Source organism: Azospirillum sp. B506 (genome assembly GCF_000333595.1).
GTDB lineage: Bacteria > Pseudomonadota > Alphaproteobacteria > Azospirillales > Azospirillaceae > Azospirillum.
On sequence record NZ_BADK01000380.1, the window covers coordinates 1 to 10159 of the forward strand.

12 protein-coding genes are annotated in these 10159 nt (G+C 63.8%); 1 reads left to right on the forward strand and 11 read right to left on the reverse strand.

The window, feature by feature from the left end:
- Positions 1-5: 5 nt before the first annotated feature.
- The 11 genes from I71_RS39665 to I71_RS35850 all read right to left on the reverse strand — a co-directional run bounded on the left by I71_RS39665 (position 6) and on the right by I71_RS35850 (position 9058).
- Complete coding sequence (locus tag I71_RS39665) at positions 6-359, reverse strand: major capsid protein (RefSeq protein WP_042695025.1); 354 nt, start codon at positions 357-359, stop codon at positions 6-8.
- 11 nt (positions 360-370) lie between these two features.
- Positions 371-730: a head decoration protein gene (locus tag I71_RS11655; protein ID WP_042695026.1), complete on the reverse strand. Its 360-nt coding sequence runs from the start codon at positions 728-730 to the stop codon at positions 371-373.
- Positions 727-1239 carry a hypothetical protein gene (locus I71_RS34950; RefSeq protein WP_049976055.1) on the reverse strand — a complete coding sequence of 171 codons (513 nt, stop codon included), beginning with the start codon at positions 1237-1239 and terminating at the stop codon, positions 727-729. Before I71_RS34950 ends, I71_RS11655 begins: the two co-directional genes overlap by 4 nt.
- On the reverse strand, positions 1236-2084 hold the full coding sequence (locus tag I71_RS11665) for a S49 family peptidase (protein WP_049976056.1): 849 nt from the start codon (positions 2082-2084) through the stop codon (positions 1236-1238). The genes I71_RS34950 and I71_RS11665 overlap by 4 nt, the downstream gene beginning before the upstream one ends.
- Positions 2085-2099: 15 nt before the next feature.
- On the reverse strand, positions 2100-3692 hold the full coding sequence (locus I71_RS11670; RefSeq protein ID WP_049976057.1) for a phage portal protein: 1593 nt from the start codon (positions 3690-3692) through the stop codon (positions 2100-2102).
- Positions 3692-3925, reverse strand: coding sequence for a phage head-tail joining protein (locus I71_RS11675; protein ID WP_042695027.1), 234 nt, complete (start codon positions 3923-3925; stop codon positions 3692-3694). Before I71_RS11675 ends, I71_RS11670 begins: the two co-directional genes overlap by 1 nt.
- The gene (locus I71_RS11680) at positions 3922-5631 is read right to left on the reverse strand and encodes a terminase gpA endonuclease subunit (RefSeq protein WP_280109871.1); all 1710 of its coding nucleotides are present in this window, start codon (positions 5629-5631) and stop codon (positions 3922-3924) included. Before I71_RS11680 ends, I71_RS11675 begins: the two co-directional genes overlap by 4 nt.
- A 67-nt stretch (positions 5632-5698) precedes the next feature.
- The gene (locus tag I71_RS35845) at positions 5699-6934 is read right to left on the reverse strand and encodes a site-specific integrase (RefSeq protein ID WP_159107372.1); all 1236 of its coding nucleotides are present in this window, start codon (positions 6932-6934) and stop codon (positions 5699-5701) included.
- A gap of 87 nt (positions 6935-7021) precedes the next feature.
- Complete coding sequence (locus I71_RS11685) at positions 7022-7222, reverse strand: hypothetical protein (RefSeq protein ID WP_042695028.1); 201 nt, start codon at positions 7220-7222, stop codon at positions 7022-7024.
- Complete coding sequence (locus I71_RS11690) at positions 7215-8237, reverse strand: hypothetical protein (protein ID WP_042695029.1); 1023 nt, start codon at positions 8235-8237, stop codon at positions 7215-7217. The genes I71_RS11685 and I71_RS11690 overlap by 8 nt, the downstream gene beginning before the upstream one ends.
- Positions 8238-8338: 101 nt before the next feature.
- On the reverse strand, positions 8339-9058 hold the full coding sequence (locus I71_RS35850) for a DUF1376 domain-containing protein (RefSeq protein WP_159107373.1): 720 nt from the start codon (positions 9056-9058) through the stop codon (positions 8339-8341).
- Between the two features lie 262 nt (positions 9059-9320).
- Between I71_RS35850 and I71_RS35855 the strand changes: the two genes are divergently transcribed.
- Positions 9321-9521, forward strand: a complete 201-nt coding sequence (locus tag I71_RS35855; RefSeq protein WP_083897111.1) for a helix-turn-helix domain-containing protein — start codon at positions 9321-9323, stop codon at positions 9519-9521.
- The last annotated feature ends 638 nt before the right edge of the window (positions 9522-10159 follow it).

Consider the following 10159-nt stretch of genomic DNA (forward strand, 5'->3'; position numbering starts at 1 on the left):
GATCGTCAGTCCGGCACGACGCCTGCATCGTGCTGGCCGAGCGCGTTGGCCGGATCGGAGCAGTCCTTCGCCGAACAGGCGAGCAAGCGCGCGAAGGAATTGGGGCTGAAGAACAGCAACTTCGCCAACGCCACCGGCTGGCCCGACCTTTCATAGCCGGTGTCGGCGCCGACGCGGCCGGCAGCCAGCGGCGAGACGAAAGGGGCGATCTCGATGTCATCGACCTCGACGTCGAAGATGATCTTTTCGTCGTCGCTGAAGCTGGCCAGCGGGAAGAACATGCTCAGCAGGAAGCGGGGGGCCTTGGCGCGCAGCGACTGCAGCACCCCCAGCATGGCGAGGGTCGAATAGATGTCCATGGGTGGGGTCCTCAGAGGAAGATCGACAGGTCGCGCAGCGCGTCGGCCGCCGACGCGGCGGAGTGGCCGGCGCCGAAGGTCAGCTCGCCCGCATTGAACTCGCCGGTGAGGTAGACGACGGCCTGGATATCGGCCGCGGTGGCGTCCACCGGCTCGGCCAGGATGGCGCGCACCGCTTCGGAGCCGTCGCTGGATGCAGCGGCCGACAGGGTGAATTTCTTGCTGGCGGTGATGCGGCCGAGCACGGCGCCGGCCGGGAGCATTCCGGCGCCGCTGGCGACGGTCACCAGCCGGGTGACGCGCGGGAAGTCGCCGGCGATCAGGGACGGCAGCGGCTGACTGGTCAGGGAGGAGAAGCTGGCGGAGGTCATCGGGTGCCGTCCTTCTTCGCAATGAGCCCGACGGCGGCCATGCTGGCCAGCACCGCGGCGGCGGCCTTTTCGTCGTCGCTCAGGCTGCCGGCGTCGGTGGAGGCGCCGACGGTCGGGTTGGGATGGGCGTCCATGGCGGCAAGCGCCAGCGGGTTGCCGGTGGAGGCGCTGGGGGCAGGGGCGCCGATGGGTGCCGCCTCCAGCGCGGCGCAGGCGGCCTCGACCGTCAGGTCGGTGTTGAAGGCCAGATGGGCGGCGAGCTGGACGCGGCCGGCAGCGGCGGGTGTTGCGAAGATGGCGGCGCAACGCTCGCGCTCGCTGGGCGCGGCGGCCTGTTGGCCACCGGCTTTCGGTTCGTCACCGTCCGCCGGCTTCTCCTTGTCGTCTTCCTGATCCTGCTGACCGGACTCTTCGCCGGTCTTGGTGCTGTCGGTGCCCGCCTGGGTCGCCCCGTCCGCCGCCTTGGAGCGGCCGAAGGGGTTCAGGTGAGCGAAGCTGAACGTCTTCACTGGGTGTCCCTCACATGATCCACCAGGGCCGAAAAGGCCTGGTCGGGTGGCAGGACCGCATCGGCCAGCCCAAGGCGCACGGCCTCGGCGGTGCCGTCCGGCCCCTCAAAGCAGCGGGCCTCGGTGGCAAGGACCGCCGCCACGTCCAGCCCGCGGGCGCGGGCGACGGTTTCGGCAAAGAGCTGGCGCAGCGCATCGACCTGCCCCTGCCAGTCGGCGCGCACCGCCTCGGGCAGCGCGGCATAGGGGTGGCCGTCGGTCTTGTGGGCGCCGGACTGGATGATGGTCGGCGTCAGCCCGGCCTCCTCCAGCAGGCGGGACTGGTCCCAATGCATCAGCCAGACGCCGATCGACCCCACCCCGCCGGTGCGCGGCACCGCGATGCTGTCGGCGGCGCAGGCGATGGCGTAGGCGGCGGAATAGGCCTCTTCGCTGCAGATGGCTCCCACCGGCTTGCCCGCCGCTTTCTTCGCGGCAACGATCCAGTCCACCAGATCGAAGCAGCCCTGGGCGATGCCACCGCCGCTGTCGATGTCGAGGCAGACGGCGCGGACGTCCGGATCGGCGAAGGCGTGCGCCAGCTGAAAGCGCAGCCCGTCATAGCCGGTGGCCCAGCTGCCGCCGATGTATCCCAGCTTGGGCACCAGCAGGCCGGCGACCGACAGCACCGCCACGCCCTGGTCGACCTCGTAGGGCCGGCGCGTGCCGTTGACCTCGCCCAGCCGGGTGCAGCCGGCCGGCAGCTCGGCCCCGGCGCGGTTCGCCTCGGTCAGCCGCACCAGGCGGGCAGCAGCCGTCTCGGCCCAGGCTGGGGCCACCAGCACGGGCTGCATCGTCTTCAACATGTCAGGGGGACTCCGTCAGGCGCCGGCAGGTACTTCGGCTTGATCAGGCGTGGGCATGAAGTTGACCTCGGGCAGGGTCAGCCCGCGCGCCTTCAGCGCCTCCTGCTCCAGCGCGATCTGGTCCAGCAGGTCGTCGAGGTCGCGGCCCTGGTCCAGCGCCTCGTCGCGCAGGGTGGAGATGCCCAGCCGCACCCGCATCGCCGCGGCGGTGATTTCCTTCACCGGGTCCACCCAGCCGCGCGCCGGCCCCCGCCACACCCCGCGCAGCCAGGCCTGCCGCCGCGCCCGGCTGTCCGCGAAGCCCGGCAGGTCGAGGTAGCCGCGCCACACCGCCTCCTCCAGCACCAGGTCGAGCGTCGGCCGGCACCAGGTCAGCGTCTTGTGCATGCGCAGGAACAGCACGAAGCGCCAGCCCTCCAGCAGCGACGCGCGGGCGCTGGAGTAGTTGGTCTTGGAGAAGTCGCGCATGAAGGTCTCGTAGGTCATGCCGATGCCGGTGGCGATCAGCCGGCTGACCGTGGTGACGAACCCGTCCATCCCGGCGCTGGGCCGGTTGGACGAGTAGCCCTTCAGCGTCTCGCCCGGCAGCAACCGCGGGATGGCGCCGCCCGGGCCGATGCCAAGCTGCACCGCCGGCTGGGCGTTGCGCATGTCCATGTAGCTGTTGGCGTCGCCGAACAGGTCCAGCAGCGTCTGCCCGTCCGCCGGGCTTTCCAGCACCGCGGCGATCACCGCGTTGACCACCGCCGCCTGCAGCTCGGCCCGCTGGAAGCGGGCGCGCTGCTTCAGCTCGGTCATCACCGGGGCGAACACCGACACGCCACGGTGCTGGCCCGGGCGCTTCTGGTCGAAGGAGTGGATCACCACCCGCCGCCCGCCCGGACCGCGCAAGGGCACCCGCTGCCACTCCGCCGCGGCCATCGCCCACGGCATGAACAGGTCGCCCGGATGGTTGCTGCGGATATGGTAGGCGACGGGTGCGCCGTACCCGTCGATCTCGACACCGTCGCGCAGGCGCGGATCGCCGATGCGCTCCTGCGGGTTGGACAGCCGGTCCGCCTCCACCGTCTGCATGACGGTGGCGAAGCGGCTGCCCAGCCGGCGCTGCCGCTCCGGCAGCCACAGCGCCAGCTGCAGGCTTTCGCCGGCGACGAGGTCGGACTGCACCGACTGGCGCAGCATCGCGCCGAAGGGCAGCTGGCCGGTGACGTCGCAGGCGTCGCGGTCCTCGCTCCACTCGTGCCAGATCGACTCGATGCGCCGGGCGGCGTCCTGCGCCTGGTCACGGCCGATGCCCAGCGCCCGGTAGTCCGGCATCGACTGGAAATCCAGCCCGAAGCCGATGGCGCTGTCCTTCAGCGACTGGACGGCCCCCGAGACCAGCGCGTCGTTGCGTTCCAGGTCGCGGGCGCGGGCGACGATGGTCTGGCGGTCGCCGTCGAGGTCGGCATCGGGCGAGCCCGCCGCCGGCGTCCAGTCGCGCAGCTCGGGCGCGTTGCCCGATCCGGCGAGAAAGGCGCCCATGGCCGCCTGCGCCCGGGCACGCCGAATCTCCGCCTGTGTGATCGGCCGGCCGTGCTGGTCGAGGATGACGGGAGCGGTGGCCATCAGCCGACGATCCCGACATAGGGCGACACCGTCGGCCCGCGCCGGCCCCTGACTGCGGCGATCTGGCGTTCCAGCGAGGCGATGTAGCTTGCCAGCTGGGCGACGTTGGCCGGGGCGTAGTCGACCACACGGTCGCCGAAGCGCACGCTGACCGTCTGCCGGCCAAGACGCAGGGCATGGTGCGCGGCCCGCGCGTCGGCGAGCCACGCCTCCAGGGTGGTGACGTCGGTCATAGGTACAGCTCCCCTTTGTCGGTCGAGGTCGGCGGCGGCGGCGCCAGCGGTTGGTCTGCCGCAGCCGGCTGGGCGGGCTGGCTCAGCCTGCGCGCCCGGGCGACCGCCGCGGCGATGGCGTCGGCCGGTGTCGCCTCTGCGCTGGTGTCGTCCGTGTCGGTCGCCGGCACCGCATCGGCCTCGCCCAGCTTGACGTATTTGCCGGACAGCGCCTGCAGGCCGCACACCGCGGCGTAGGCATAGACGAAGCACACCCCGGCCTCATGGGCCTCGGCCGGCTTCTGCCACACCGTGTATTGCTGGCCGCGCGGGACGATCAGCCGCTCGCGGGTCAGCTGGGCGAAGAACTCGTCGTCCAGCTCCCGGGCGCCGTCGATGGCGGCCTGCGGGAAATGCACATGGCGCGGCCCGGGCTTGTCCACCGCCAGGCTGCCATAGGCCCAGTCCCGCGCGGCGTTGCCGCCGATCATGTACCAGACATGGCCGAGCTTGCTGGACGGCTTGCGCGGCCACACCCTGCCCCGCTGGCCCCGGCTTTCCGAGCGGCCCTTGATCGCCCACACCCGCCGGGAGCGGCGCTTGTTGGCGAAGGCATAGACCTCCTGGGTATGGTGGCCGCCCGAGTCGATGCAGCTGGCCCGCACGTCCAGCGCGGTGCCGTCCGGCTTGCGGAACCGGCGCAGCAGCACCTGCTCGTCCAGCGCCGCCCACACCTCGCCCTTGGCCGGATCGCCGGCCAGGACGAAATGGCCGATCAGCCAGACCTCCAGCCCGCGGCCCCAGCCATAGACGGAGGCCTCCAGCCGCGGGTTCACCTTGCCCGACTGGACATCCACCCCGACGGTAATGAACTCGACACCCGCCGGCAGCTCGGCCAGGTACGGCTCCATGCGGTCGATGAAGCTGCCGCTCCTGACCTCCTGCCCATAGGTCGCCCGGTAGGGGCGGCCCAGCCGCAAATTCATGAAGGGCTGCACCAGCGTCGCCGGATCGGCCTGCGCCTCCAGCCATTCCTGGACGATCGCCGGCCAGGCGGCGTTGGGATTCAGCGACATGCCGGTCCACAGATGCATGCCGACATGCCCGGGCACCTTCGCCCTGGCGGTCGGGCGCCACTCGCCGTTGGCGTCCATCCATGCCTTGTGCCGCTCGTCGATGATGCAGCCGCAGGTGCCGACGTACCACACCTTGTCCAGATTGCCCTCGGCGTCCAGGCTCCATTTCAGCCCGTGCGGCACGTCCGGCCCGCCCCAGTCCAGATACTGCCAGCCGTCGAGCTGGCCGGCGGCGTCCGAGCATTGCGGGCAGGGCACGAAGTAGCGGCGCTGGTCCGATGCCAGCCACAGCCTCCACACCCGGCTGGTCTCGTACAGCAACGGGGTCGAGCCGCGCACCATCGAGCGGTTCCAGAAGGTTTCGCCGCGGGTCCAGAACAGCTTCAGCTTGTCGCCCTGGGTCTTGGCCCCGGGCGTCCAGCCGTCGCCGTCGATTTCGTCGGCGAACAGAAAGCGGGCCGAGTAGCGACGGAAGGCATCATCCGACGCGGCCCCGACCACGCGCACGCTGGCGCCGTTGCTCAGCTGGTAGAAGGTCGCGTTGTCCTGCTTCTCCCCCTTGCGGGTCGGCCGGATCAGCGGCTTCAGCACCGGGGTGTCGCGCAGCATCGGCGCGATTTCCCCACTGCCGAAGTCTTCTGCATCTGGAATATGTCTGTTCTATATCAATGCTTTAATGAACTATGTCGCGATCTTGTCGCGGCCGGAACCATCCGTACTATTCCGCAGGTCGCGCCTGATCCTTGCGATTACGCTCGCCGATGCGCTCCATTGAGGTCGGTTGGGGAGCGACGCGCGCTCGATCCAACAATACATCTGCAATGCGGTCCATCGCTTCTTGCCTCTGCCCGTCATCTGCCAACGCATGAGCGTAGGTGTTCAAGGTGATGTCCGAACGACTGTGCCCTACATGTCGAGACACTTCCGTTACCGGAATGCCCTGGTTGAGCATAAACGACACCGTAAAGTGACGAAGCGCATGAAAATGGAGTTGATCCCCATCGGTTGAATACAGTCCTGCCCGCTTTAGCAGAGGATGCCAAAAGTGCGTATGGAAATTTCCAGAATTGATAGGACACCCAGTGCTCGTACGGAACACAAGATCTCTGTCATTCATCAATTGGTGCTTCTCGATCCACTCTTTCAATAGAGCGACGATATGGGCCGGTATTGGAACGTTCCTAATGCCAGCCTCTGTCTTTGGTTCCTTCAATTCATCCCAATTTGTGAGAGAATGGCGGACCATTATCATTCTATTTTCTAGGTCAATATTATCCTTGGTCAGCCCAGCAATCTCACCATACCGCAGCCCACAGAAAGCGGCCAGATGGACAAAGCACCTAAGAAGCATATGGCCACGAATAACATAGTTTCTCGGCCTTTCATCGACAACTTTCAATATAGAGAGTATATCTTCGACAGCCGGTATCCGAATTTTCTTCTTTTTTGAAGATGCAAAATCCAGACGATAATCTCTTACTATTCTCTTCTTAGTGTAACCCCGCCGGATCGCATAATCCTCAATCATTTTCAGGGTGGTAAGATATCCCTCTGCTGTCGCAGGAGATATTTTAGAAAACCCCCGTTGAAGAGTTTCCAGATCAGACCATGACAACGAGTTAAATCTACGACTTCCAATTGCGGGGATGATGTACCTATCGACAGCCAGCCTATACTTGTAAAATGTTGACGTCCCAATAGAGCCTACCTTATAGCGCTCCTCTGCGCTTTTTATGAATTGATCGCATACTCGGGCGACAGTTGCGGACGATCCATCCGCCGTGTGCTCACCTTTTTCTATTTCCGTCTCCACCTTTAGCCGATATGCATCTGCCTCCTTTTTCCGGTCGAACGTCTTCAACCGGCGCTTCCCAGACTGGTCTGTATAGTTTACAACCCAAGCGGTTTTTACTTCGCCGTTGTATTGCCACTCACGTTTCCGTACAGATGCCATGTGAACTTCTCCATGCCTCTGCATAGAAGCGCCACCGCCCCACCCCACAAGAGTGGGTGATAGCGCTGTATCTATGACAGGATTTGTTTACGAGCAATTACCATCGTTGTGGCTCTTGAGGCGCTCGTGGATTAATTTCATTAAGCGTACCTTGTCAGGCCCGGACGCATTACCTGCTTGATCCATTAGCTCCAGAAGGCTGTCCCTTTCCTTCGGGTCCATGGTGCGAAACACTGCCGCAAGAAGCCCGACGGCTTTGTCCAGTAGGGCGGAACGGCGCTCATCCATCGGAGCCATCCGCGACGTGCGCGGCAATCACCCGCATTACGTCGCGGATCATCGCCTCGGTGTCTCCGTCCGTCCGATGTCCACAGGCGAACAGACCCAGCCTTGGGCAAACCAGCCGTCGCAGCTTCACCAGGGCACCCACATGCCCCGATGCTGGCGTCCAGGCGATCAACCGCTCCAGCGCGTCGATCCGTCTGTGATGCGTTGACGGTTTGTCCACTTCAAAGCGCCGGCCCAACAACTCTGTCAACTCGGCTTTCCATGCGAGAAAGCGGACATCGTCCCCGGCAGCGTTCAGCGGCAGAGAAGATGCACCAGTGGCGACTCCGGCTTGAAGGTCGGCCAGAACCGACAGGACAATGTCGTCGGTGAAGCCGGCCCCATCCTCGTCCAGGCCATCAAGGTTGTCCCGCCAGACCAGAAGTTTACACACCACGCCGGGCACGGTCAGAGGGCGGATGCGCAGGATCTCCGCCTCGATGGAGCTACGGCGATCCCACAGCGCTTCTGCGTGCGCCACCAGTTCGGGAACGCCGGCAGCCGTTCGGAGATGTCGCTGTTCACGCACGCGGGCAATCCAGGCACGGACACGCGCCCGATGCTCCACCACACACTGCATGCGGGCTGCATTGTCTCCGATTGGACAATGCCACAGCCGCTCCCGGTGAAGCCTCACCAGTTCGGCCAAGCCGGGCTCCGTCCATGCTTCCGGCAGACGGTGCTCCGCGATCATGGCATCGGTCCAGACCGGCCACCCCGCCTCCCGCGCCCATCCGGGCAGCCGCGCTTTTGCTGCCTCAACAAGGGTCCAAGCCGCCTCGACGTCGGCTTCCAACGCCATGTAGCGGGACCAGAGATCGACCACGGGATCCCGCACCGGAGCGCCCTTCGCCATGCGGATCGGCGGCATGACCTTGGCGTCGGGAACCGCGGTAAACGCTACACCCCCGGCAAGCACAGCGCGCCGCGTCGGCGCCGGTCGCGCTGGAGTGATCGACAGGGCGGCGTCACCCATGGGCCACCTCCTGAGTATCGCTGACCGTGGCAAGCGCCTCATACGAGGGCTGGAATTCACCTGCGCAGCCCAACACCAGATTGGCTTTGATCATGTCGGGCTCACTCGGCAGGAGTTGCGGATAAACGCTGACCCCAAGGGCTGGCCGCGACCAAGGCGGCGGGCGCATCGCATCCAGGCTCGCCCGGCTGCGGTCCCCAGGACGAAAGCCAGGGCTTTTCCGGTCCCACAGCCAAGCGGCAGCGCCATTGCGCATTCGCATCCGACACCCGATCAGGGCCGGAACGCAGGCGTTCTTTCCGTCCGCCCTTGCTGGATCGTGGCCGACTCTCCGGGACGTTCCTGTCGCTACCCAGCGAAGCCGAACCAGCGATGTCAAATCCGGCGGCGCCGTCCGGGGGGACAAAGGGGGGAGGTTGTTCTGTCCTGTTCTGTAGAGATTTTTCCGCTGGAATTCCTTCGGACGCCTCTTTCACACTTCCGCGTGCGCGCTTACGCTCGCGATCCTTGATTCGGCGGGCATTCATCCGCTCGAACTCACCCCAGGCTTCCAGAGCCTGTGCAGCAAGGAAGGGGTGATACAGCCGGCCATCGCTGCACTTGGCAAAGCCATGCAGGGCGGTAGTTTTGACACGGCGCCACGTTTCCAGATCGCGCCCCAAGCCGGCCATATGGCACAGCATCGCATCATCATCGGGAAGACTTGAGGCGGGCACCTGATGCCATGCCTTCATGTAGAGCGTGATGCCGCAACGCCACCCCGTATCATCGGCCGTCATGTTGAACGTGCTGTTAAGCAGCGCCGTAACGTCCAGCTTCATCCACCAGAGCCGACGAAGGTCGAGCGTCGGTGGGACTGGAGGTATTAGACGGCTGAACTCAGGCAAAGATGTGGTATTTTCGGAATCAGCCATGATCCGAAGCTCCAATTGTGGTCTGTGGCTAGGCCGGATCAGAAGATGCAAGCCTCTGGTCCGGCCGCTCATTGTCCGGATATGCGAACAATGATAGGATATTTCGATCGACCTTGAGGGTCAATCAAAATCCTAACACGGTTATGATATGCAATCTGTTCAATGCAAAATGGCTCGCGCAGCTCTCGGCCTAGGCGTCAGAGAGTTGGCTGCCCTGTCAAAAGTCACGCCTGAGACAATTGTACGCTTGGAGCGTGGCGAGCGGCTGCGGGAACGTACCCTCTCTGCCATCAGAACCGCCCTTGAAGCTGGAGGAGTGATTTTTATCGATGAAAACGGAGAAGGCCCTGGAGTGCGACTCAAGAAATAAAGAGAAACATAATAATGTTAGAAAAGTAAACAGAAAATTACCACGGATATAATCACCTATTAAGTAAAAACTGTCGTATTATAGCCATGCAATTCTTTTGCTTACCCGGAAATATTCTGCTTCATTAAATATAACCTGACATCTTATGTAGAAAATTCATTTACGAATTATTCCTCATGCATCACGCCTACCATAAGCACTCAACACCCATACTTGTAACTATAGCAGCATACCTGCGTATGCCGCTCATTTATCACCCATCTATTTCTGGCTCTCCACCTTTCGAATAGGTAAATTCCATCCCGCTTACTGCCAGAGGTTTGCGAAGGTTCGGCAGCCCCCCTTGCTAAGTCCGGAATTGACCTATATGTCAACGCATGTGACAGTGGATAGCTTGATTATAGAGAGGAAGCTATTTGAGTATCAGCACTCCAACCCCGCTGCGGCTACGGTCCCAGGGAGGCGAATTGTATACGCTCGCCCCGCAATGGTCTGGATCCTATCCCAGGATGAATTGCCGACAGGCGTAACGGCTAAAGGAGAAAATCAACCGAGCGTGAAGGCAAGACTTGACGATATCCTTTCTCAAAGAAGAGTAGATAAATGTGAACGATNGAAAGCAAGTGCTCATAAAGCGT